The 23,627-nt window shown below is 61.4% G+C and carries 24 protein-coding genes and 1 other RNA gene; 17 read left to right on the forward strand and 8 right to left on the reverse strand.

Annotation, left to right across the window (positions count from 1 at the left end):
• Positions 1-22: 22 nt before the first annotated feature.
• From B5G06_RS09070 to B5G06_RS09085, 4 genes are all read left to right on the forward strand, one after another.
• Positions 23-229 (forward strand): DUF1858 domain-containing protein, encoded by a 207-nt coding sequence (locus B5G06_RS09070; RefSeq protein ID WP_087188762.1) that lies wholly within the window; start codon positions 23-25, stop codon positions 227-229.
• Between the two features lie 268 nt (positions 230-497).
• A complete protein-coding gene (locus B5G06_RS09075; protein ID WP_087188763.1) occupies positions 498-1,211 on the forward strand; it encodes a tRNA (adenine(22)-N(1))-methyltransferase in 714 nt (237 codons plus the stop codon).
• Positions 1,199-1,996: a Nif3-like dinuclear metal center hexameric protein gene (locus B5G06_RS09080; RefSeq protein WP_087188764.1), complete on the forward strand. Its 798-nt coding sequence runs from the start codon at positions 1,199-1,201 to the stop codon at positions 1,994-1,996. The genes B5G06_RS09075 and B5G06_RS09080 overlap by 13 nt, the downstream gene beginning before the upstream one ends.
• Before the next feature lie 71 nt (positions 1,997-2,067).
• Positions 2,068-2,796, forward strand: coding sequence for a YebC/PmpR family DNA-binding transcriptional regulator (locus tag B5G06_RS09085; protein ID WP_087188765.1), 729 nt, complete (start codon positions 2,068-2,070; stop codon positions 2,794-2,796).
• Positions 2,797-2,841: 45 nt separating this feature from the next.
• Here B5G06_RS09085 and B5G06_RS09090 read toward each other — a convergent pair whose 3' ends face one another.
• Both B5G06_RS09090 and rnpB read right to left on the reverse strand, forming a co-directional pair.
• A complete protein-coding gene (locus B5G06_RS09090) occupies positions 2,842-3,480 on the reverse strand; it encodes a MerR family transcriptional regulator (protein ID WP_087188766.1) in 639 nt (212 codons plus the stop codon).
• Positions 3,481-3,587: 107 nt separating this feature from the next.
• Positions 3,588-4,038, reverse strand: an RNA gene (gene rnpB, locus B5G06_RS09095) — RNase P RNA component class A.
• Between the two features lie 117 nt (positions 4,039-4,155).
• Here rnpB and murD point away from each other — a divergent pair.
• The 8 genes from murD to ligA all read left to right on the forward strand — a co-directional run bounded on the left by murD (position 4,156) and on the right by ligA (position 13,355).
• The gene (gene murD, locus B5G06_RS09100; RefSeq protein WP_087188767.1) at positions 4,156-5,547 is read left to right on the forward strand and encodes a UDP-N-acetylmuramoyl-L-alanine--D-glutamate ligase; all 1,392 of its coding nucleotides are present in this window, start codon (positions 4,156-4,158) and stop codon (positions 5,545-5,547) included.
• A gap of 31 nt (positions 5,548-5,578) precedes the next feature.
• On the forward strand, positions 5,579-6,592 hold the full coding sequence (locus B5G06_RS09105) for a M42 family peptidase (protein ID WP_087188785.1): 1,014 nt from the start codon (positions 5,579-5,581) through the stop codon (positions 6,590-6,592).
• Positions 6,589-7,614 carry a M42 family metallopeptidase gene (locus tag B5G06_RS09110; protein ID WP_087188768.1) on the forward strand — a complete coding sequence of 342 codons (1,026 nt, stop codon included), beginning with the start codon at positions 6,589-6,591 and terminating at the stop codon, positions 7,612-7,614. Before B5G06_RS09105 ends, B5G06_RS09110 begins: the two co-directional genes overlap by 4 nt.
• Positions 7,615-7,618: 4 nt before the next feature.
• Complete coding sequence (locus B5G06_RS09115; protein ID WP_087188769.1) at positions 7,619-8,617, forward strand: M42 family metallopeptidase; 999 nt, start codon at positions 7,619-7,621, stop codon at positions 8,615-8,617.
• Positions 8,618-8,696: 79 nt separating this feature from the next.
• Positions 8,697-9,944 carry an aminotransferase class I/II-fold pyridoxal phosphate-dependent enzyme gene (locus tag B5G06_RS09120; RefSeq protein WP_087188770.1) on the forward strand — a complete coding sequence of 416 codons (1,248 nt, stop codon included), beginning with the start codon at positions 8,697-8,699 and terminating at the stop codon, positions 9,942-9,944.
• 50 nt (positions 9,945-9,994) lie between these two features.
• On the forward strand, positions 9,995-10,672 hold the full coding sequence (gene yunB / locus B5G06_RS09125) for a sporulation protein YunB (RefSeq protein WP_087188771.1): 678 nt from the start codon (positions 9,995-9,997) through the stop codon (positions 10,670-10,672).
• 66 nt (positions 10,673-10,738) lie between these two features.
• On the forward strand, positions 10,739-11,431 hold the full coding sequence (locus tag B5G06_RS09130) for a VanZ family protein (protein WP_087188772.1): 693 nt from the start codon (positions 10,739-10,741) through the stop codon (positions 11,429-11,431).
• A complete protein-coding gene (gene ligA, locus B5G06_RS09135) occupies positions 11,373-13,355 on the forward strand; it encodes an NAD-dependent DNA ligase LigA (RefSeq protein ID WP_087188773.1) in 1,983 nt (660 codons plus the stop codon). The genes B5G06_RS09130 and ligA overlap by 59 nt, the downstream gene beginning before the upstream one ends.
• A gap of 71 nt (positions 13,356-13,426) precedes the next feature.
• On the opposite strand, the gene B5G06_RS09140 is transcribed toward ligA, so the two are convergent.
• Positions 13,427-14,326, reverse strand: coding sequence for a zinc ribbon domain-containing protein (locus B5G06_RS09140; RefSeq protein ID WP_087188774.1), 900 nt, complete (start codon positions 14,324-14,326; stop codon positions 13,427-13,429).
• A 265-nt stretch (positions 14,327-14,591) separates the two neighbouring features.
• On the opposite strand from B5G06_RS09140, the gene B5G06_RS09145 reads away from it, so the two are divergent.
• From B5G06_RS09145 to B5G06_RS09165, 5 genes are all read left to right on the forward strand, one after another.
• Positions 14,592-15,380: a type III pantothenate kinase gene (locus tag B5G06_RS09145; RefSeq protein ID WP_087188775.1), complete on the forward strand. Its 789-nt coding sequence runs from the start codon at positions 14,592-14,594 to the stop codon at positions 15,378-15,380.
• Positions 15,381-15,463: 83 nt separating this feature from the next.
• Positions 15,464-16,048, forward strand: a complete 585-nt coding sequence (locus B5G06_RS09150) for an ECF transporter S component (RefSeq protein WP_087188776.1) — start codon at positions 15,464-15,466, stop codon at positions 16,046-16,048.
• 191 nt (positions 16,049-16,239) lie between these two features.
• Positions 16,240-17,430: a pyridoxal phosphate-dependent aminotransferase gene (locus B5G06_RS09155; RefSeq protein WP_087188777.1), complete on the forward strand. Its 1,191-nt coding sequence runs from the start codon at positions 16,240-16,242 to the stop codon at positions 17,428-17,430.
• A gap of 173 nt (positions 17,431-17,603) precedes the next feature.
• The gene (locus B5G06_RS09160) at positions 17,604-18,932 is read left to right on the forward strand and encodes a Mur ligase family protein (RefSeq protein WP_087188778.1); all 1,329 of its coding nucleotides are present in this window, start codon (positions 17,604-17,606) and stop codon (positions 18,930-18,932) included.
• A gap of 12 nt (positions 18,933-18,944) precedes the next feature.
• Positions 18,945-19,682 carry a hypothetical protein gene (locus tag B5G06_RS09165; protein WP_087188779.1) on the forward strand — a complete coding sequence of 246 codons (738 nt, stop codon included), beginning with the start codon at positions 18,945-18,947 and terminating at the stop codon, positions 19,680-19,682.
• 52 nt (positions 19,683-19,734) lie between these two features.
• On the opposite strand, the gene B5G06_RS09170 is transcribed toward B5G06_RS09165, so the two are convergent.
• The 5 genes from B5G06_RS09170 to B5G06_RS09190 form a co-directional block, all read right to left on the reverse strand.
• Positions 19,735-20,385 carry a restriction endonuclease gene (locus tag B5G06_RS09170; protein WP_158094685.1) on the reverse strand — a complete coding sequence of 217 codons (651 nt, stop codon included), beginning with the start codon at positions 20,383-20,385 and terminating at the stop codon, positions 19,735-19,737.
• A gap of 10 nt (positions 20,386-20,395) precedes the next feature.
• On the reverse strand, positions 20,396-21,427 hold the full coding sequence (locus B5G06_RS09175; RefSeq protein WP_087188781.1) for a tyrosine recombinase XerC: 1,032 nt from the start codon (positions 21,425-21,427) through the stop codon (positions 20,396-20,398).
• Positions 21,428-21,691: 264 nt separating this feature from the next.
• Entirely contained in the window at positions 21,692-22,363 is a 672-nt protein-coding gene (locus tag B5G06_RS09180; protein ID WP_087188782.1) for an ATP-binding protein, read from the reverse strand.
• Positions 22,363-22,845, reverse strand: coding sequence for a replication initiator protein A (locus B5G06_RS09185; RefSeq protein WP_158094686.1), 483 nt, complete (start codon positions 22,843-22,845; stop codon positions 22,363-22,365). Before B5G06_RS09185 ends, B5G06_RS09180 begins: the two co-directional genes overlap by 1 nt.
• Before the next feature lie 115 nt (positions 22,846-22,960).
• A partial coding sequence (locus B5G06_RS09190; protein WP_242955427.1) for an acyl-CoA dehydratase activase occupies positions 22,961-23,627 on the reverse strand: 667 nt, incomplete at its 5' end.

Genomic DNA, 23,627 nt, shown 5'->3' on the forward strand with positions numbered 1-23,627 from the left:
GAAATTTGGAGGTATTCCCTTTATGGCTCAGATTACCAAAGATACCATCATCGGCGATATCCTGGACATCGCTCCCGAGACCGCTCCCATCTTCCTGTCCATCGGTATGCACTGCCTGGGCTGCCCCTCTTCCCGCGGCGAGACCGTGGAGGAGGCCTGCATGGTCCACGGCGTGGACGTGGACGAGCTGCTGGCCAAGATCAACGCCAGCGTGGGCGCTGCTCAGTAACAACCGTAAAAAAGGAGCGGTCAGACCGCTCCTTTTTTGAAAGCTTCGAAAAACCGGCAAAGCCGCTTTTTCGAGAAGGCTGCAGCCCGCCGCGCGCGGACAGAGTCCACACTTGCGGGCTGAGCAGTGTTTTCGTCCACGCACTTGTCGCGGCCGAAAACAGATTTGGACTTTTTTCGCGCCTGCGGGCGCGAACTCTGCGAGGCTCTTTTGATAAACTGAAAAAAGGAGCGGTCAAACCGCTCCTTTTTTCGTAGGAGGTGAAGGGATGCGTCCCATGGAACTGACTCCCCGGCTGCGCTCGGTGGCCCAGCTGGTGCCCCAGGGGGCCAAATTTGCCGACATCGGCACCGACCACGCCTATCTGCCGGTGTGGCTCCTTCAGCGGGGGATCATCACAAAGGCTCTGGCCTGCGACCTGCGGCAGGGGCCTCTGGACCGTGCCCGGGCCACGGCGGAGAAATACGGCCTGACCGAGCAGATGGACTTCCGGCTGTGCGACGGCCTGGCGGGGGTGCGCCCCGGCGAGGCCGACACCATCGCCATCGCCGGCATGGGGGGCGAGACCATCGCCGCCATCCTGTCCGCCGCGCCCTGGACGTGGCGGGAGGACTGTCTGCTGCTCCTCCAGCCCATGAGCGCCCAGCCACAGCTGCGGCTGTGGCTCCAGGAGCACGGCTACACCATTGCCCGGGAAATCCTGACCCGGGAAGGGGATACCATTTATACGACCTTCCAGGTAAAGGCCGGACCCATGCCGGAGCTCACCGCCGGTGAGCTGTGGGCAGGCCGGCAGAGCAGGGGGGAGGCCGACCCTCTGCGGAGCGAATACTTAAACCGGCTCATTGACCAGACCGGCCGGGCGGTGGAGGGGCTGCGCCGCTCCACCCGGAGCGCCGACGCCGGGCGTCTGGACGAAATGGAGCGGGCCCACCGGGGCCTGCTGGAACTGCGAGAGGAGTGGCTGTCATGGCAACCGTAAGAGAGATCTATCAGTATCTGGATGGGCTGGCCCCCTTTTCCCTCCAGATGGACTTTGACAACGCGGGCTTTCTGGTGGGCCGGGGGGACCGGACCGTGGACAAGGTGCTGGTGAGCCTGGACATCACCGAAGAGGTGGTGGCTGAGGCCGCCCAGCTGGGGTGTCAGCTCATTGTGTCCCACCATCCGGTGATCTTTTTCCCCGCTAAGTCGGTGACCGACGCCACCCCTGACGGGCGTATCCTGCTCTCTCTGGTGGAGCACAACATCGCCGCCGTGTGCGCCCACACCAACCTGGACGCGGTGTGTGGGGGCGTCAACGACGCTCTGGCCCGCAAGCTGGGTCTTACCAACATTGAGCAGCTCAAGCAGGACGGGGTGGATTCCTCCGGCCGCCCCTACGGCATCGGCCGGGTGGGCAACACCGCCGGAGTGCCCATGTACGCCCCCGCCTTCGCCGCCTTCGTGAAGGAGACGCTGGGGGCAAACGGGGTGCGCTTTGTGGATGCCCGCCGCCCGGTGCGCCGGGTGGCCGTGGGAGGCGGCGCCTGCGCCGATATGCTCAAGGACGCTCTGGCCCTGGGCTGCGACACCTTTGTCACCGCCGATGTGAAGTACAACGGCTTCCTGGACGCCAAGGCTCTGGGGGTCAACCTCATCGACGCCGGTCACTATCCCACCGAGCAGGTGGTGGTGCCTGTGCTGGCCAAGTGGCTGACCGACGGCTTCCCCAAGGTGAAGGTGCTCACCACCCAGACCCATAAAGAGGTGTTTTCCTACCTGTGAGGGCTTGTCAAGCCACAGAAAAAGTGATAAACTAGTTGCGCTGATTTTCGACGAGAAGGGAACGAGTACCAATGTCAGGACATTCCAAGTGGCATAATATTCAGAAGACCAAGGGCGCGGCCGACGCCAAGCGCTCCCAGATCTTCACCAAGATCGCCCGCGAGATGATCGTGGCCGTCAAGACCGGCGGCAGCGGCGACCCCAACAACAACTCCCGCCTGGCCACCGTCATCGCCAAGGCCAAGGCGGCCAATATGCCCAACGACAACATCAAGCGCACCATCGATAAGGCTCTGGGCTCCGGCAACACCGACAGCTACGAGAACGTGGTGTATGAGGGCTACGGCCCCTCCGGCGTGGCCGTCATCGTGGACGCCCTCACCGACAACCGCAACCGCACCGCCCCCGAGGTCCGTCACCTGCTGGACAAGTACGGCAAGGGCCTGGGCGCCACCGGCTGCGTGTCCTGGTCCTTCGACCGCAAGGGCGTCATCATTATCGAGAAAGAGGACCTGGACGAGGACACCGTCATGATGGACGCCCTGGACTGCGGCGCCGACGATATGCAGGTGGAGGACGAGGTCTTTGAGGTGTACACCGACCCCGATTCCTTCGGCGCCGTGCTGGCCGCCATGGAAGAGAAGGGCTACACCTTCGTTCAGGCCGCCGTGGAGATGGTGCCCCAGAACTACGTCAAGCTGGAAAATGAGGACGACATCAAGAACATGGAGAAGCTCATTGACCTGCTGGAGGACAACGACGACGTTCAGAACGTCTGGCACAACTGGGATCAGGGCTGAGTTTATAAAAAAGGAGCCTGCCGCATTTGCGGCAGGCTCCTTTTCTCATGGAATATATTCCAAATGCCGGTAGAACCACTTACCCGCCTTGCTGCCCAGCACCAGGGCGATGGGCAGGGGGATCACAACAAAGAGCAGGACAAAGACCAGCGGATTCCAGGCAGCGGCTTGCAGCAGGGCGGAGTAGTCGGAGAGGTGTTCCAGCAAAAAGACGTAGAGCCGCAGCATAAGATAGGCCGCCTCCAGCATACAGACCGCCTCCACGCCGGTAACCCAGCCGTCCGGATTTCCATGGACCCGGTCGGACTCCGGGATGGGACAGCCCTTGACCTCCCGCTCCAGCAGGGCGGCGTAATCCTCCAGGCCGCTGGCCTGGGCGGTGTCGGTGAAGCGCAGCTTGTCGTAGGCGTCTATGGCCGTCTGGAGCCGCTGCCGGAGGGAAAAGGCCGCACCGGAGGCGTTCTTCTGAAAATCCTCGATCATGGCGCGGATCTCCTCCAGGGTGAAGCCCGCCTTCCGCAGGGTGGAGATGGCTTTCAGCCGGTCCACGTGGTTAGGGGAGAAGTCCAGCCAGGTCCGTCCGCCCCGGCGCTGGGCCAGGGGAACCACCAGTTTTTCCTGAACGTAGAACCGCACCGCACGCTCTGTCAGCCCGGTCTGGGCGCATACTTCCTTCATTTTCATGGGCCATCCCTCCTTGGGTAAGGACAGTGTACCATCTGACGTAAGGGAAGAGTCAAGGGATTTTGCAAAAAAAGATGGCCCGGAGCTGCACGCTCCGGGCCATCATATCTGCAAGTAAGCCTATAAGCCGGGTTCTGTCCTTTAAGACAGCCATCTATCTCGACGCACCGTTGCCGGTACGCTCAAGCCGCCTCCCCGGGACGGCCGGGCCGGCCTGTTGTCCCTCCACGGCGTTGCTCCGGATAGAGTTTACAGCGATGGACGCTTGACACGCCATCGGGTGAGCTCTTACCTCGCCTTTCCACCCTTACTGGCCGGTCGCCTCCATCTGAAGGCGGTCCTGTTCCTAGTTTCGGAAAATGGGTGTATCACGTCGGCCTGCGGCCGCCGTGATGCATCCGCCTCCACATGGAGGCAACCGGCCAGCGGTCTATTTCTGTTGCACTTTTCCTAGGGTCGCCCCCGGCGGGTGTTACCCGTTATCCTTGCCCTATGGAGCCCGGACTTTCCTCACCCACGGGCCTTTCGCCCCGCAGGCGCGGCTGTCCAGCTTGCTTGCCCGACTATTTTACGCTATCTTGCCCGGATTGTCAAATCAAAAGCGCTCAGCGTTTGCATTTTCTCTTCAGGTGGGATATAATAAATTGGTTAAACTATGAAAAGGGAGGAACTGTCATGAAGCGTTCCACCATACAGGAATATCTGGCGGGTCTGAAGGGCAAGCGGGTGGCCGTCATCGGCATCGGCGTGTCCAACACTCCCCTGATCAAAATGCTGCTGCGGGCGGGCGTGAAGGTCACCGCCTGCGACAAAAAGCCCATGAGTGCCTTCGCCGGTCTGGCCGAGGAGCTGGAGAGCCTGGGCGCCACCCTGAAGTTGGGGGAGGACTACCTGGAGGACATGGACTTTGAGGTCATCTTCCGCACACCCGGTATGCGGCCCGACCTGCCCCAGCTGGTGGCCGCCCAGCAGAAGGGGGCCATCCTCACCTCTGAGATGGAGGTCTTTTTCCAGGTCTGCCCCTGCCGCACCATCGCCGTCACCGGCAGCGACGGAAAAACCACCACCACCACCATCATCGCCGAGCTGCTCAAGGCGGCGGGGGAGACCGTCTATGTGGGCGGCAACATCGGCAAGCCCCTGCTGCCCGACGTGGACGGCATGGAGCCGGGGGATATCGCCGTGCTGGAGCTGTCCTCCTTCCAGCTGATGACCATGGACCGGAGCCCCAACATCGCCGTGGTCACCAACCTGGCCCCCAACCACCTGGACGTCCACAAGTCCATGGAGGAGTACATTGAGGCCAAGGAGAACATCTTCCTCCATCAGAGCGAACAGGATCTGCTGGTGGTCAACGCCGACAACGAGATTACCCACGGCTTTGCCGGGGAGGCTCAGGGCCGGGTGGCCATGTTCAGCCGCCTGTCTGAGCCCGCCCGGGGCGCCTTCCTGCGGGATGGGGTGATCTGGGTCCGCAACGAGATGCACGAGCGCCCGGTGCTGCCGGTAGCCGACATCCTGCTGCCCGGCACCCACAACGTGGAGAACTATATGGCGGCTATTACCGCCCTGGACGGCCTGGTGCCCGATCCGGTGGTGCGGGACTTCGCCCAGAAGTTTGCCGGAGTGGAGCACCGCATTGAGCTGGTGCGCACCCTGAACGGTGTGAAGTACTACAACGACTCCATCGCCTCCAGCCCCTCCCGTACCATTGCCGGCCTGCGCTCCTTCCACCAGAAGGTGATCCTCATCGCCGGCGGCTACGACAAGCACATCCCCTTCGACGTGCTTGGCCCTGAGATCATCGGCCATGTAAAGGAATTGTTCCTCACAGGCGATACCGCGGAGAAGATCAAGGCCGCCGTGGAGAACTGCCCGGATTATCTCCCCGCCGCCCTGCCCATCACCGTCATCGACGGCTTTGAGGAGGCGGTACTGGCCGCCCACAAGGCCGCCAAGCCGGGTGACGTGGTGATCCTGTCTCCCGCCTGCGCCTCCTTTGACAAGTTCAAGAACTTTATGGAGCGTGGCGCCGCCTTTAAGAAGATCATTTATGGATTGTCATAAATAGCCTCATAAGGAGGAGTTACATTTGGATATGAAAATTGTGCTGGAGACCCTGTGCGGCTGCACGGCGCCCTCCGGCTTTGAGACCCCGGCGGCGCAGGCCGCCCAGGCCCTGCTGGCCCCCCTGGTGGACGAAACCAGCATCGACCGCATGGGCAACCTGATCGGTGTGCGCCGCTGCGGCAAACCGGACGCCGGGAAGGTTCTGCTGGACGCCCATCTGGATGAGATCGGCCTCATCGTCACCGGGGCGGAGGAGGGTTGCCTCCGGTTCCGCACCATCGGCGGGGTGGACCCCCGGATGCTGCCCGGCCGGGAGGTGACCATTCTGACTCAGCCCCCCATGGTAGGCATGGTGGCCAGCCCCGGCCCCGAGCAGGATGACGAGAGCAAATCCGTGCCCATCGCTGAACTGGTGATAGACGCCGGTCTGACCCAGGAGCAGGCGGAACAGCTGGTGGGCACCCCCATGGTGTACCGGGGCTCCTGCTTCCCTCTGGGGGAGGACCAGATGTGCGGCAAGGCCATGGACGACCGATCCTGCTTCGCCATTCTGCTGCGCTGCATGGAGCTGCTGAAGGACAAGGAACTGGACATGGATGTGTACGTCATGGGCTCCACCCGGGAGGAGGTCTCCGGGGTGGGCGCCACCGTGGGTACCTGGGCGGTACAGCCCGACTGCTGCATCGCCGTAGACGTGACCCACGGCCGCACCCCCGATGGCCCCGCTGACAAGACCTTCGTGCTGGGAGGGGGACCCGCCATCGGTGTGGGCCCCAACATGACCCGCTGGATGACTCAAAGGCTGCTGGATAAGGCACAGGAAAGGGAAATTCCTTTCCAGCAGGAGGTCATGAGCGGACACACCGGCACCAACGGCTGGGAGATGCAGATCAGCCGGGAGGGCGTTGCCACGGCGGTGCTGTCTCTGCCTCTGAAATATATGCACAGCCCCATTGAGGTGCTGTCTCTCACCGATCTGGAGCACACCGCGGCTCTGCTGGCCGCCTTTGTGGAGGATCTGGGAAAGGAGGGGCAGCTGTGAAGGAACTGCTGAGAAAACTGTGTACCCTGCCCGGCGTGTCCAGCTGGGAGGACCAGGTGCGGGACTGCGTGATGGAGGTGGCCGGTCAGTACGCCACCGAGCTGCGTGTGGACGCTATGGGCAACGTGATCGCCTTCAAGGAGGGCGCCAAGGCCACCGGCAACAAGCTGCTGCTCACCGCCCACATGGACGAGGTGGGCCTGATGGTGCGCGCCATCACCGACGAGGGCTACCTGAAATTCGACACGGTGGGCCGCATTGACCGCCGGGTGCTGCTGGGCAAGCGGGTGCTGGTTGGGCCCAGGCTGCTGCCCGCCGTGGTGGGTCTGAAGGCCTACCATCTGGTGAGCCGGGACGAGGAGAAGAACGTCCCCAAGCTGGACGAATTCTACCTGGACATTGGAGCCAAGAGTAAGGAAGAGGCGGAAAAGCTGGTCCGTCTGGGGGACGTGGCCGCCTTTGACAGCACCCCTGAGATCTTTGGGAGCGGGCTGCTGAAGGGCCGGGCTCTGGACAGCCGCATCGGCTGCGCCGTGCTGCTGTGGCTTATGCGGGAGGAGCTGCCCATGGACTGCACCTTCGTGTTCACCGCCCAGCAGGAGGTGGGGGCAAGAGGTGCCTTCGGCGCCGCCTTCTCGGTGCAGCCGGAGATCGCTCTGGTGCTGGAGGGGGCTCCCGCCGCCGATCTGGCCGGGGTGCCCGCCCACAAAAAGGCCTGCGCCCTGGGCAAGGGCGCGGTGCTCCCCATTATGGACAAGGGCGTTATCGTGGACCGGAAGCTCTTTGAGACCCTGCGGAAGCTGGCGGAGGAACAGAACATTCCCTGGCAGCTCCGGGAGGCCACCACCGGCTCCGGCGACGCCATGGCGGTCCAGCGGGCCGCTTCCGGCGTGCGTACAGCGGTGATTGCCGCCCCCGTGCGCTACCCCCACACCCCTGCCACCCTGGCCAGCGCCGAGGATATCGAGGCCATGCTCCAGCTGACCCGGGCATTCATCAACCATCTGTCCAAGGAGGACTGACCATATGGATATTTTAGAGATCATGCAGGCCCTCAACGCCTGCCACGGCCCCTCCGGCAACGAGGGCCAGGTGGCTGCTGCCATCCGGACCCTGGCCGCCCCCTATGTGGACGAGATCACCACCGACGCTTTGGGCAACCTGATCTGCCACAAGCAGGGCACCGGCCCCCGGGTGATGTTTGCCGCCCACATGGACTCCATCGGCTTCATCATCACCCACATCGACGAGCATGGCTACCTGCGCTTCGGCCAGGTGGGCGGCCTGTCCGCCCACGACCTGCCCGGCACCCCTGTCCGCTTCCGCAACGGCACCCGGGGTGTGGTGGCGGTCCAGGGAAAGGTGGAGCCCAAGGACTGGAAACTGGATCACCTTTACATTGATATCGGTGCCAAGGATCAGGCCGAGGCCAAGACCATGGTGCAGGTGGGGGATACCGCCGTATTTGACACCACTCCCTTTGTCAGCGGCCGCAAGATTTTCTCCCCCTACCTGGACGATCGCATCGCCTGCGCCATTCTGCTCTCTGCCATGGAGCGCATCAAGCACGCCGGCAACGACCTGTACTTTGTCTTTACCGTTCAGGAGGAGGTGGGCCTGCGGGGCGCCCGCACCGCCGCCTACGGCATCGCCCCTGACTACGGCATCGCCGTGGACGTGACCGACTCCGACGACATCCCCGACGCTCCCCACGAGTGCTCCAGCGCGGCGGGGAAGGGCGCCGCCATCAAAGTGATGGACAGCTCTGTGATCTGCCATCCGGCGGTAGTGAAAACCCTGGAGGATCTGGCACAGGCAAGGAATATTCCTTACCAGCGGGACATCCTCCGCTTCGGCGGTACCGACGCCGGCGCCATCCATCAGAGCCGCTCCGGCGTGTACACCGGCGGTATCTCGGTGGCCACCCGGTACGTCCACACCCCCATGGAGGTGGCCGACCTGGACGACATCGAGGCCTGCGTGGCCCTGACCGCCGCCTTCGCTCAGGCCAAGCTGGAGGCGTAATTTCTCTGAAAATGGCGGGACGTCTCCGACGTCCCGCCAAACCCACAAACCATAGATAGAACAGGATGGATCAAGGAAAATGTCTTTACAGATCAGCGACAAAGTAAAAGCCCTGGCGGCGCAGGCCCAGGCCGACCTGGCGGAGCAGTTTGCCCGCATCGACGCCATCGCCGAGGAGAACACCCAGAAGGTGCTGGCCGCCTTCCAGAAGCACCGGGTAGCTGAGGCCCACTTCGCCGGTACCACCGGCTACGGCTACGACGATCTGGGCCGGGATACCCTGGACCTGATCTTCGCCGACCTCTTCCACACCGAGGACGCTCTGGTGCGGGTGCAGTTTGTCAACGGCACCCACGCCATCTCCTGCGCCCTCTTTGGCGCCCTCAAGCCCGGCGATATTCTGGTGTCCGCCGTGGGCGCCCCCTACGATACCATGCTGGGTGTCATCGGCGTGGTGGACAAGGGCCCCGGTTCCCTGAAAAGCTACGGCATCGAATACAGGCAAGTAGATCTGGTTGACAACGCCCCCGACCCGGTGGGGCTGGCGGAGGCCGTACGCGACCCCCGGGTGAAGGCGGTGCTTATCCAGCGCTCCCGTGGCTACGCCACCCGTGCCTCTCTGTCGGTGGCCGAGATCGGCGCGCTGGCCAAGGTGGTCAAGGACAACAACCCCAACGCTGCCGTGCTGGTAGACAATTGCTACGGCGAGTTCGTGGAGACCATCGAGCCCACCCAGGTGGGTGCCGATCTGGTGGTGGGCTCCCTCATCAAAAACCCGGGCGGCGGTCTGGCCCCCACCGGCGGCTACATCGCCGGACGCCATGACCTCATTGAGGGTGCCGCCATGCGGCTCACCACCCCCGGCATCGGCAAGGAGTGCGGTTCCACCTTTGGGGCCAACCGCAGCCTCTATCAAGGACTTTTCCTTGCCCCCCACACCACCGCCCAGGCCGTCAGGACCGCCGTCTTTGCCGCCCGGATCATGGAGCTGCTGGGCTACCAGGTGGAGCCCGCCTCTGACGCGGTGCGCCACGACATCATCCAGATGGTCCATTTCGGCTCTCCCGAGCCCCTGAAGAAGTTCTGCAAGGGCATCCAGTTCGGCGCTCCCGTGGACTCCTACGTCACCCCCGAGCCCTGGGATATGCCGGGCTACGACTGCCCGGTCATCATGGCTGCCGGCGCCTTCATCCAGGGCGCTTCCATCGAGCTGTCCTGCGACGCCCCCATGCGGGAGCCCTACACCGCCTACTTCCAGGGCGGCCTCACCTATGAGAGCGGCAAGGCCGGCGTTATGCTGGCGGTAGAGGAACTGCTCAAGGATTAAGGCATAGGACGAACCGGCCCCCGCATAGCCTGCCCTGAGGGGGTGAGGCCATGAGGCGGTCCTTGCGGATGTGGTCCCCCCGCCGCAGAATCCATGTCCGGCGGCGGGGAAGAGGCCTGCTGCTGGCGGCTGCGGTGGGGATCGGTCTGGCGCTGCTGGTGATCTGGCTGCTGGATGCCGCCCTGCGGCCCGCTGTCACCACCCTGGCCACCGTTCAGGCCCAGAACAAGATCACCGGTATTGTCAACGACGCGGTGACTGCAACCCTGGCCGACCAGGGGGTGGCCTATGCCGACCTGGTGACGGTGGAGCGGGACGAGAGCGGCAAGGTGTCCCTGCTGGCGGTGGACTCTGTCAAGCTGAATACCTTGCGTATGCAGATCCTGCAAGAGGTTCTGGAACAGGTGGAGGGATTGGACGCTCAGGAGCTTGGGGTGCCGCTGGGCAGCCTCACCGGCTTCTCCACCGCCTCCGACTGGGGGCCCATGCTGCCGGTGGGGGTACTGACGGCGGCGGTGCCTAAAGCGGAATTCTCCAACCAGTTTACCGCTCAGGGCATCAACCAGACCCTGCACCAGATCATGCTGGACATCACGGTGGATGTCACCCTTCTCATCCCCGGCGGGCGGGCAGAGACCAGCGTCACCGCTCAGGTGTGCGTGGCCGAGACCCTGCTGGTGGGGGAGGTGCCCGACACCTATCTGGGGCTGTCCGCCACTGGTTCGTAAGAAAAGCGTAAGACACGTCCTCTTTTTTCTGTGATATCATATTTTCAGAAAAAAGGAGGCGATTGTATGGACGACCTGCTGTGGTATTTTGAGATCACCCTGGACTATTTGAAGCAGATGCTGCCCTGTATAGCCATAGCCGCGGGCTGTTTTCTGGCCCTGCTGCACCACAGAAGGCGGGGATTGTACCGCCGGGGGCTGCAAAGCGGCGTGGTGCGGGAGATCGGTCTCTTGGTGTTCGTGCTCTTCTGCGCCGGACTGGCGGCCCTGACGGTGTTTCCGTCCAACTTCTGGACGGTATCCCACTGGCAGGAGGCCTTTCAGGGGCTGCGGCCCTTTTTTCCCATCACGCCCCTGAGCGAATCGGTGCAGTATATTGGATGGACACCCTATTTTCTGGATAGTTTCCAGACCATTGGCAGCTGGACCTTCTATATGGCGGCGGCCAACGCCCTGATCTTTGTGCCCATAGGCTTCTTTGCCAACCTGCTGTGGCGGAAACCCCGGTGGTGGAAGGGGCTGGCGGTGGGCTTCTGCGTGTCCCTTACCATCGAGTTTTTACAGCTGTTCGTCAACCGCTCCACCGATGTGGACGACCTGATCCTCAACACCACGGGGGCTTTCCTGGGCGGGCTCATCGCCCTGCTGCTGGGCAAGCTGGCCCCCAAACTCACCCGAACATTTCAAGTGGAGGTCCGCCATGGACGAGAAACAGGAGATCCAAAGCCTGCGCCGGGAGCTGGAGCAGGCCAACTATGAATATTACGTGCTGGACAACCCCAGCATGAGCGACTACGACTTCGATCACAAGCTGCGCCGCCTGGAGGAGCTGGAGGCCAAGTACCCCGAGCTGATCACCCCTGATTCGCCCACCCAGCGGGTGGGGGGCAAGGTAGCCGACGGCTTCGCCGAGGTCCACCACCGGGTCCCCCTGGAGAGCCTCCAGGACGTGTTCTCCTTTGAGGAGCTGGCCGACTTCGGCCAGCGGGTCCAGGACGCCCTGACAGGCGGGGTGGAGTACGACGTGGAGCCCAAGGTGGACGGGCTGTCGGTGGCGCTGGAGTACGAGAACGGCCTCTTTGTCCGGGGCGCCACCCGGGGTGACGGCCAGGTGGGGGAGGACGTGACCGAAAACCTCAAGACCATCCCCTCCATCCCCCTGCGCCTGCCCGAGGCCCTGCCCTCCCTCATCGTCCGGGGCGAGGTGTTTATGCCCAAGAAGAGCTTTGAGCAGCTCAATGCCGACCGGGAGCTGAAGGGCGAGGTCCTCTTTGCCAACCCCCGCAACGCCGCCGCCGGTTCTCTGCGGCAGCTGGACCCCAAGATTGCCGCCTCCCGCAAGCTGGACATCCGGGTGTTCAACGTCCAGTGGGCCGAAGGCAAGACCTTCACTACCCACACCGAAACCCTGGAATACTTGCAGGAACAGCGCTTTAAAGTAATTCCCCATTACACCTGTCATTCCATCCAGGAGGCGGCGGAGCGCATTGCCGCCCTGGGGGACGGCCGGGAGGAGTTCCCCTTTGACATCGACGGCGCTGTTGTAAAGGTCAATAACCTTGCAGACCGAACCACCCTGGGTTCCACCGCCAAATTCCCCCGGTGGGCCGCCGCCTACAAGTATCCCCCCGAGCAGAAGGAGAGCGTGGTGGAGGACATTGTGGTGCAGGTGGGACGGACCGGCGTCCTTACGCCCAAGGCGGTTGTAAAGGCGGTGCGCCTTGCAGGTACAACCGTCACCAACGCCACCCTCCACAACCAGGACTTCATCACCGAGAAGGATATCCGCATTGGGGACACGGTGCTGGTTCAGAAGGCGGGGGAGATCATCCCCGAGATCGTGTCGGTCATCAAGGACAAGCGCCCTGAGGGCACGGTGCCCTATCATCTGCCCGACCACTGCCCGGTGTGCGGGGCTCCCGTGGCCCGGGATGAGGACGGGGCCCACATCCGCTGCACCGGCGCCGAGTGCCCCGCCCAGCGGCTGCGGCACATCGTCCACTTCGCCAGCCGGGACGCCATGGACATCGAGGGCCTGGGCCCCGCCGTGGTGGAGAGCCTGGTGGGTGCGGGACTGGTGAAGGGTCCCGGCGACCTGTACAGCCTCACCGCCGACCAGGTGGAGCCTCTGGAGCGGATGGGCAAGAAGAGCGCGGAAAACCTGATGGCGGCCATTGAGAAGTCCAAGTCCGCCGGGCTGGGACGGCTGCTCTTTGCCTTCGGCATCCGGCAGGTGGGGCAGAAGGCGGGCAAGGTGCTGGCCGCCCGGTTTGGCACTCTGGACGCCCTCATGAACGCCGGTGAAGAGGAGCTCACCGCCGTGCCCGATATCGGCGGTATCACGGCCCAAAGCCTGCTGGACTGGTTTGCCAACGACCAGAGCCGCCACCTCATCGAGGCCCTGCGGCAGGCGGGGGTGTCCTTCGACAGCACCGAGGCCCCGGTGGGGGACAAGCTGGCGGGCAAGACCTTCGTACTCACCGGCACCCTGCCCACCATGGACCGGAAGGAGGCCGCCGCCCTCATCGAAGCCCAGGGGGGCAAGGTGAGCGGCTCGGTGTCCAAAAAGACCAGCTATGTGGTGGCGGGGGAGGCCGCCGGGTCCAAGCTGCAAAAGGCCAACGACCTGGGCATCCCGGTGCTCACCGAGGAGGAGCTGCTGGCTCTGCTGGGACAGGAATAAGACAGAAAAGGGTTCCGCCTGTGCTAAATTTAGTACAGGCGGAACCTTTTTTCAGGCCTCGTAACGCCAGTTTAGGAGCTTGTTCGGTTCTGCTTCTTCTTTTCTCTGATCAGCGCAGCCAGCAGAATTATGACACCAAACAAGTATCCGAAGGACAACGCACCGATCGATACCATTCCGAGACTCAATTGGTAAAAACAAAAAACCATAAGAATCATGCTTCCAACAATAACAACTGCCGGGAAGATAAGCGTGCCAACAGGTCCCAGACGTCTGGTTCCGGCATAACAGAACAGGCAATAAACGAGAAACCGACGCAAAAACATCCAGGTAAAGTATTGTTCATATGCAGTGTTGAAATAATGGAGGATTTCTGGGGGCATTCCTTGTTCCATAGCAAGCATATGCCCCGGCACCATGTGCGCAAGCACCAAAGACCAAATGACAAGTCCAATCCCAACAATCAAGTAATGGATTCCTTTTTGTCTTACCGTATTGCTGCGAAGAAGCAGAAACCATATCAACAGTCCCCAAAGCCACAATGCGTTTGCTCCATAGGTGTTTTCGATAAAAGGAAAGGCAGACGAAGCATAGAAAGACGATATGGCACCATATTGTCCCATAAATCGTTCTGCGAAAATGAAAACAACCCCAAATCCCAGATTTCTCAGCCCTTCCAATAGCAAAACTGCTATGGGAATACATAATGCACTAAGCTCTATTCTCTCTGGCTTGATGCACTTTGTGATCCATAAAACGAAAACCACAGCCAATCCCAGACCAGCAAATGCCCAGGAGACGAGTGCTCCCGTGATATTACTGACTGCAAAAAACAGCAGTAGTGTGATAGGGAGCGCCCACGAATTTCTCCCTTTGGCTGGTAACTGCTTCCCACATTTTCCGCAAAATACTGCATCTAATCCGGCGGGAGCACCGCACTGTGGGCAAAACCCCCCTGTTTGTTCTCGCATCTCTTTATTTCCTCCATCTCTCATATCGATTGAATGGGCACCTTTTAATATCCACAAACTTACACAATTACCCTTATATAGGATACTCTTAAAGTGCGAATGAATCAAGTATATTGCTGAATTCCTTCCTGTTTCGCTACGCATATTGACCCGTGGGTGCTCCGGCGGCGGTTTTATTCGCCAACCGCTGCCCTTGACGCTCCGGCCCAAAACTGCTACAATATTTTGGATCCTGATCACCAAGGAATAGAAGGGAGCGGGCGGCATGGTGCTGGCGGTAGACGTAGGTAATTCCACCACCACGGTAGGTCTGTTTAACGGGGAGGGCAAGCTGCTCTTCCGGGCCACCCTGGAGACCTCCCGGAACAAGACCCGGGACCAGTGTGCCATTGACCTGCTGGGCGTGTTCGGACTCTACGGCGCCGACGTGAAGGCGGTGGATGGGACCATCCTGTCCAGCGTGGTGCCTCCGCTCACCGCCGTCTTTACCGATGCCCTCACCCGGCTCACCGGCAAGACGCCCATGGTGGTGTGGCCCGGCATCAAGACCGGGCTTAACATCAAAGCCGAGATCCACAATCAGCTGGGCAGCGACATCGTGGCCTCGGCGGTGGCGGCCATTGCCGCCTATCCCAGCCCCATTGTCATGGTGGACCTGGGTACCGCCACCTCGGCCTCCCTGATCGTGGGCAGCGTGTACGAGGGATGCGTCATCATGCCGGGCCTCACCCTGGCGCTGGAGGCCATGTGGGACCGGGCGGACGCCCTGCCTCCCATTTCTCTGGAGACCACCGCCCCGGTGGAGCTGCTGGGCCGCACCACCGAGGAGGCCATGCGCTCCGGCGCTCTCTACGGCCACGCCGCCATGCTGGACGGCGTCATCGACCGGATGGAGGCGGCGGCGGGCAGCCCCGTTACCGTGGTGGCCACCGGCGGCAGCGCGCCCCGCATCCTGCGCTACTGCAAGCGCCCTGTCCATTACGACGCCGACCTGGTGATGCGGGGGCTCTACCTGCTTCACCAGAAAAACAGCCGGAAGCCCAGGAGGGCTTGACCTGGTACTCAACGGCACACTGCCGTGGGTAAATATAAGTGCGCTGCATCCTCAAAGAGGAGCGGCAGCAGGAGGTAAGTACCATGAGAGCAAACGAAAAAACCAGACGCCTGACCGGACTGGCCTTAATGACGGCCATCATCGTGGTCCTGCAGGTAGTCGCCAGCTTTGTCAAGTTCGGCCCCTTCTCCATCACTCTGGCCCTGGCCCCCATCATCATCGGCGCGGCCCTGTACGGCGCGGGCGCAGGCGCCTGGCTGGGCGCTGTGTTCGGTGTGGTGGTGCTCATCGCCTGTATTGCAGGCTGGGACTACGGCGGAAACGTCCTCTTTACCGCCAACCCGCTGCTCACCGCCGCCCTGTGTATTGTCAAGGGCGCTGCCGCCGGCTTTGTGTCCGGCCTGGTGTTCCGGGGCCTGTCCCGCCGCTCCTCCATGGGAGCCGCCATCACCGCCGGTATCGTCTGCCCGGTGGTCAACACCGGCATTTTCATCGTGGGCCTGACCCTGTTCTTCTACGACATCCTGGTGGCCTGGGCCGGTGGTACTGACTTGATCTACTACATCATCTTTATCATGACCGGCGTCAACTTCCTGCTGGAGCTGGCCATCAACCTGGTCCTCAGCACGGTGATCGTCCGGGTGGTGGGGACCAGAAAGCGGTCCTGACCGCCAAAATCAAGACTGTACGCCAGCGGGCGGCCTTCGGGCCGCCCGCTTTTTTGCTGACCGGCAGTCCATTTTGCATTTTGAGGTTTGTGCTCATTCAAAAACCCGGAAGTTTTTCAAATAAGGACTTGCAATTCTGCAAGTCGACGCATATAATATGTCAAGAAAACGTATACAAGGGAGAGATTCCATTGAAAGAGCTGTCCAGGATCGCGGAGGCCGTCCAGGCGTCCACCACCATGGCCATTGACGCCATGTTCAAGCAGATGAAGGCCGACGGCATCGACGTCATCGGGTTCGGCGCCGGTGAGCCCGACTTTGATACCCCCGACGCCATCAAGGAGGCGGGCATTGCCGCCATCCGGAACAATGTGACCCGCTACACCCCCGCAGCCGGTACCGTGGAGCTGCGTCAGGCGGTGTGCGACCGCATGAAGGCCGACTACGGCCTGGACTACAAGCCCGCCCAGGTGGTGGTGAGCAGCGGCGCCAAGCACCTGGTGTACCTGGCTCTGCGGGCCATCGTCAACCCCGGCGACGAGGTCATCCTGCCCGCGCCCTACTGGGTCAGCTACATTGAACTCATCAAGATGGTGGGCGGCGTGCCCGTGGTGGTCACCGCCACCGAGGCCGAGCACTTCAAGCTCACCGCCGACAAGCTGGAGGGGGCCATCACCGACAAGACCAAGGCCATCATCCTCAACAACCCCTCCAACCCCACCGGCATGATGTACAGCAGGGAGGAGCTGGAGGCTCTGGAGGCGGTGTGCGCCAAGGCCGACCTGTACGTCATCTCCGACGAGATCTACGCCTGCCTGGTGTACGACGGCCGGGAGTTTACCAGCTTCGCCTCCCTCAGCGAGGACGCCAAGGAGCGCACCATCCTCATCAACGGCGTGTCCAAGGCCTACGCCATGACCGGCTGGCGCATCGGCTACGCCTGCGCCAACGCCAAGATCGCCAAGATCATGGCCAACTACGTCAGCCACTCCACCGGCTCCCCGGTGGCCATCTCCCAGAAGGCCTCTGCCGCCGCCCTCAGCGGTCCCCAGGATGAGGTGCTCACCATGAAGAAGGCCTTTGAGGAGCGCCGCAACTTCATCGTCAAGGAGATGAACGCCATCCCCGGCGTCAGCTGCATCATGCCCGAGGGCGCTTTCTATGTGATGATGAACCTGAACGAGCTCATCGGCAAGACCATCCACGGCGTGGAGATCACCAACGACGATGTGTTTGCCGACGCCTTCCTGAAGTACGGCCTGGTGGCCGTGGTGCCCGGCTCCGGTTTCGGCGCCCCCAACTTCGTCCGCTGGTCCTACGCCACCTCCATGGACAACATCAGGGAGGGCCTGGCCCGTCTGAAGAAGTTCCTGACGGAGTAAGCCCCGCTATAGGAAAAGAGACCGCCGGTGGCGGTCTCTTTTTTGCTGATCCGGCAATGGACGGCGGGCATCCCGGATGACAAAATCCCCGCCAATCCGTCTCAGGCCGTTGACTTCCTGCCATAGGGGTGGATATAATATAAAATACGCATTTAACAAGGAGTGAACTGTCCATGAGAATGGCGTTGGCCATCATTTTGTGCAAGATCCTGCGCTTCGTGGGCAAGCTGGTAGGGAAGGGCAGCAGCCTGCCCGGCCAATTTGCCTTAAAACTGTGCCCTGACGTGCTGCGGCGGGTGAAGCTGCCCTCCTACGTCATCGCCGTCACCGGCTCCAACGGCAAAACCTCCACCGTGGAGATGATCGCCGCCGTGCTGAGAGCGGCGGGGAAGGACGTGGTGTACAACGCCGAGGGCTCCAACCAGATCGAGGGGGTCACCACCCTCATCCTCACCCACTGCACCCTGGGCGGGAAGATGAAGGGGGACGTGCTGCTGCTGGAGAGCGACGAGCGCTACGCCCGCTACAGCTTCAAGTGGTTCCATCCCACCCATTTCGTCATCACCAACCTGTACCGGGATCAGCTCACCCGCAACGGCCATCCCGAGTGGGTGTACGACGCCATCCTGCCCGCCATCCACGACGACACCACCCTGGTGCTCAACGCCGACGACCCCCTGGTGTCCTGCTTCGCCCAGGGCCACGACAAGGTAAAATGGTTCGGCCTGGAGGCCTGGGAGGGCGCTACCGCAGAGCACCACGGCGTCTATCACGATGGGGAACGGTGCCCGGTATGTAAAGGAAAAATGGAGTACACCCTTTACCATTATAACCATATTGGCCACTACCGCTGCACCGCCTGCGGCTACCACCGCCACGATCCCGACTTTGCCGCCACCGGCCTGGACCTGAAGGAGGGCAAGCTGGTGCTGGACGGGGACACCGAGATTGCCCTCAGCTTCCGCAGCATCTACAACGTGTACAACATCCTGGCGGCCTGGTCCCTGTGCCGGCTGTGCGGGGTGGACAAGGCCACCATCGCCAGTGTGCTGGGCAGCTACATCCTGAAGAACGGCCGGATGGTCACCTTCACTCTGGGGGGGCACCACGGCACCCTGCTCACCAGCAAGCACGAGAACTCGGTGGCCTACGACACCAACCTGCGCTACATCAAGGACACCGGCAAGGACTGCTCCGTGCTGGTCATCGTGTACGCCATCAGCCGCAAATACTTCACCGGCGAGACCAGCTGGCTGTGGGACATCGACTTCGATCAGCTGGCTGCTCCCCACGTGAAGCGTGTGGTGCTGTGCGGCAAGTATGTCAACGACTTGGCCCTGCGGTTTGACTGCTCGGCGGTACCTCAGGACAAGATCACCTGCCTGGACACCGTGGCCCAGGCGGCGGAGCTGCTGGAGCAGGACGGGGAAGAGGACCTGTATGTGGTCACCTGCTTCTCCGACCGGGACAAACTGCTCAGCCGGGTCCAGCGGACGGAGTAAGGAGGGGTGGATATGAACATCAAACTGCTGCATCTCTACCCCGAGGCCATGAGCCTGTACGGGGAGTACGCCAATCTCACCCTGCTGCGGCGCTATCTCACCTGGCGGGGAGCCCAGGTGGAGATCCAGACCGTGGGCTGCGACGACGCCCCCAACTTTGCTGGGGCCGACCTCATCTACATGGGGGCGGGCACCGAGCGCACCCAGAAGGCTGCGCTGGGCTGGCTGACGCCCTATAAAGACGCCCTGAAAGAGGCGGCGGAGGGTTCCCTGGTGCTCTTCACCGGCAACGCCATGGAGCTGCTGGGGGCTTCCATCACCGACCAGAAGGGGACGGTGTATGAGGGCCTGGACTTTGGGGGCTTTGCCACCGTGGAGACCGACAAGCGGGTGCCCCACGACGCCATCGCCAAGACCGGCCTGTTCCCGGAGCCGGTGGTGGGCTTTATGAACAAGTGCTCCCACACCAGCGGGGTGGAGGAACCGCTCTTCCAAGCCATGACCATGGGCATGGGCAATGAGAAGGAGGGAGGCCCCGAGGGCTTCCGCCACGGCAACGTGGTGGGCACTCACATCACCGGGCCGGTGCTGGTGAAGAATCCGGCCTTCCTGGCCTGGATCGCCGAGCGCATCCTGGAGAACAGGGGGGAGGCCCTGCCGGTACGGTTGGACAAGCCGGACTGGCTGATCCACGCTGAAAAGGCCTACCAGGTGACACTGGAGGAGCTGTCCGCCTTGGCGAACAAGTGAAGATAGGAAAAATGGCCGCCAAATGGCGGCCATTTTTTGTGGGTAATGATGCCTAATCTTGCAAGTCCTGTTTAGCTGCTTGTTCCATCATTTTTTCGATCTTTTGTCCCCCCCACAATAGAATGCCAGTAGTACCAGCCAACTCAACAGCACTTTCAGTAAAGGATGAATTTGTCATTACTACGCCGACATGACAACCATAATACTTCCTTCCAGCGTAGGCCTGTTGGACCGCATCATTTCCAACATTTGATGCGTAATGTTTACATTGAATTGCAAATCGGACATCATCTTTAGTTGCTAATATGTCTACGCCTTGATCACCAGTTGTTTTTGTAATAATTACTTCCTTAAAACCGTTTTTTTGCAACAACTCCGCACAAAAGATTTCAAATTCAGCACCGTTCATATCGCCAATCTGTATATACGGAGCCTTCGTAAATACGACCGCTTCTTCCGTTATAGAAATACTATTGGCAGTGTGATCACGCCCATGCCGCCATTCAATCAATCGTTGATGACCACCATTTTCCCACAATTTTTTCTTACGTTCTAGTTCCTTATGATGCTCTTTATTTGCGAGTGCAATCGGTTGTTTACGGAGGTGACTATTCCGCCATTCATCTAACCGCTTTTGACCTCCATTCAGCCATAGCTTTCGCTTGCGTTCTAACTCGTTGTCATTTCCAGCGTCATTCCACATAACAAATCCCTTATTCCTTACTGCTATCCTCGTTTTTGCTCTTTTTTCGCGCCTTTCCAAGGGGATTGGCCTTGGCGGCGGCACGGAGGTTCTCATTGTCCACGTGGGTATAGATCTGGGTGGTGTTCAGGTTCTCGTGGCCCAGCACCTCCTGCAAGGTCCGCACGTCCACGCCGTTTTGCAGCATCAGGGTGGCGGCGGTGTGGCGCAGCTTGTGGCTGGAGTAGAGAGACGGGTCCAGACCCGCTTTCAAAAGCCGCTGTTTTACCATATAATGGACGGCAGCCGTGGTCATGCGGGTGTGGGAGCGGGTGAGGAAGAGGGCGTTTTTGTCCGCCGCCGCCTGGTTGTTCCGCTCCTCCAGCCAGTCGTCCAGCGCCTCCCGGCAGGCCTCGTTGAGGAAAATCATCCGTTCTTTGTTGCCTTTGCCCAGCACACGGAGCTGTTCCTGCCGGACATCGGTCAAGTTAAGGCCGACTAACTCTGAAATGCGCAGTCCGCAGTTGAGAAACAGGATCAAAATGCAGTAATCTCTGGCCCGGTTGGGCTCGTCCACGGCCTCCAGAAGCATGATGGACTCGTCCAGGGACAAATACCGGGGCAGGGATTTCTTCAGCCGGGGGGAATCCAGGTCCTGCATGGGGTTTTCGCCGATGAGCTTGGCCTTGCTGGAGAGATACTTATAAAAGGAGCGGATGGCGGCGATCTTACGGGCCCGGGCGGAGGGTTCCAGGCCGTAGCCGGAGGTGGGGCTGTTGGCGTGCTTGACCCGGTCACGGCTGAGGTAGCTCATGTAGCTGTAAACGTCGCTGAGATTCACCGAACGGGCCAGATCCAGATCCAGGTCGCCGATGTCGATCTGATCCAGCGGCGTGTCACGGGGCACCCGGCCTTTTTCAATTTTGATGTAGCGGAAGAAGTTGCGCAGATCCAGATAGTATTCGTCCACGGTTTTTTTGGAGTGGCCCTGAATGGTCTCGTGGTAGACCAGGAAGTTGCGGAGCAGCTCAGGAGCGGTCAATTTGTAGTCATTATGGTCCATGGGGGCTTTCCCCCTCCTCTCAACTCAACAAAATTTTTATTTTGTTGAGTTCGTAGTTGAGGTCCAGAGGGGTCCCTCCAGCCGGCTCCGGCAGGCCCCAAACGGCCCGGCTCCGCCGGCGGCTGCTGCAACAAAATAAAAAATGCTGTTGTATGTATTTGTGTTGTTTCTTTTGAGTGGTGTATCGGCGGTGGTTCGGCTGGCGTCCGGCTTTGGGCCGCCTGCGGCCGATATAGTCAACGATACCATCCCGGCGGACCTTTGTCAATCCGCCGGACTGCCGCCGGTCAGCAGCGTCTGCATCCGTTTGATCCGCTCCGCCGTTTTTTCCTGCCGCAGACTGGTTCCGTCAAAGCAAACCGGCACGCACCGCTCCAGCACCCGGTCATGGATGCGGCTGTCGTCCCGGTCGGCGTTTTTCAGCTCCTTCAGAGTCAGATTGGTGGTCACCACCATGGGCCGCCCGGACAGATACCGGCGGTTGACGATCTCGTACACCTGTTCCCGGGCGTAGGGCGTCCGGCGCTCCACGCCGAAGTCGTCCAGGATGAGCAGTCCGCAGGTGGTCAGCACCTCCAGATACTGGATGCGCTCCTCACCGCTCATGCCGAACAGATTGAGCAGAGCCTCCCCCAGGGTGATCATCCGCACGCCCACCTCCAGATCCACTAAAGCGTTGGCGATGCAGGCGGCGGCAAAGGTTTTGCCCGTGCCCGCCGGGCCCCAGAACAGCAGGCCCATGTTCTCCCGCCGCATCTCCGGCCAGTGCTCCACATACTGCCTGGCCCAGGCCAGCTGAGGCACCGCCCCGTTGTCCCTGTCGAAGGTACAGTCCATCAGCCCCTGGGCCGAACCGAACACCCGCTTGCGCTTTTGCTGGATGCGGTTGGCCTTTTCCCGTTCCATAGCCTCCCGCAGCCGTTCTTCCCGATCCATTATAAACTCTCCCCCTCTCTATATTGATAAGAATGGTTATTTAAGTTCTGTTGTTCCCTCAGGTTGTTAGGGGACGCTTTTCCGCCCTGGTCATGGTCCGGTTTCCGACCGGGACCCGGTCGGTTTTTCGGCCCGCTCCCGGTCAAAAAAGTGTCCTCGGGCAGGGACAAAAAAATTTGGCTGGCCTCCCCCCTCCTTGGCGTCACCCGCCGGATCAGGCCCGCCTGTTCCAGTTCCCTCAGCCGCTTCTTGACCACTGTGGTTCCCCGCCCCAGCGCCGACGCCAGCCTGGCGATGGGATAGCGCACATACACCCACCCCTCCTCTGACCACCAGCCGTTCTTCTGGGACAGGGTTGCCCGGTCCAGCAGCAGAGCGTAGAGCAGCAGGGCCGTCCCCGACAGATCCAGCTCCAGCAGCGGCCTGGGCAGGGGCAGATAGTTGGTCAGCGCCCCCTCCCTGCCGTAGCGCACCAGCTTCATGGGCCTCCCCCCTTTCACCTGTAGGATGTTTGGGGGGATTTGTTGTATGTTTTGGTACATCCAGCGGCAAAAAAAGACCTTCCCCACAGGGAAGGTCTTTGAAATAGCTATGAGATTACCCCTCCAGGGCGAAGAGGGCGGCCCCCAGAGCGCCGTTGAGCTGGGCCCGGTCGGAGACGATGAGCTCCACCCCCAGCTCCCGCTGGATGGCCTCCACCACGCCCCGGTTCTTGGACACGCCGCCGGTCATCATATAGTTGGGCTCGCCCCCCAGGCGGCGGCACAGGGCGGCGGTGCGGGACGCCACCGACTGGTTCAGGCCGTGGATGATGTCCCCCCGGTCCTTGTTCTGGGCGATGAGGGACACCACCTCCGACTCGGCAAAAACGGTACACATGGAGGAAATGGCGATGTCCTCCTTCCACTCCAGCCCGGCCCAGCTCATCTCCTCCATGGACAGCTCCAGGGTGCGGGCCATCAGCTCCAGAAAACGGCCGGTACCGGCGGCACACTTGTCGTTCATCAGGAAGTTGACCACGTTGCCCTGGCCGTCCAGCCTTATCACCTTGCTGTCCTGACCGCCGATGTCGATGATGGTGCGGACAGTGGAGTCCAGGAAGTAGGCCCCCTTGGCGTGGCAGGTGATCTCGGTGATGGACTTGTCCCCCATCTGAATGGCGGAGCGCCCGTAGCCGGTGGTGACGGTGGCGGCAATGTCCGCCTCGGTGAGCCCCGCCTGTTTGAGGGCCTGCTCCAGGGCACGCTCCGCCCCCGCCGAGGCC

This window comes from Flavonifractor sp. An52 (genome assembly GCF_002159385.1).
Taxonomy (GTDB): Bacteria; Bacillota; Clostridia; order Oscillospirales; family Oscillospiraceae; genus Flavonifractor; species Flavonifractor avicola.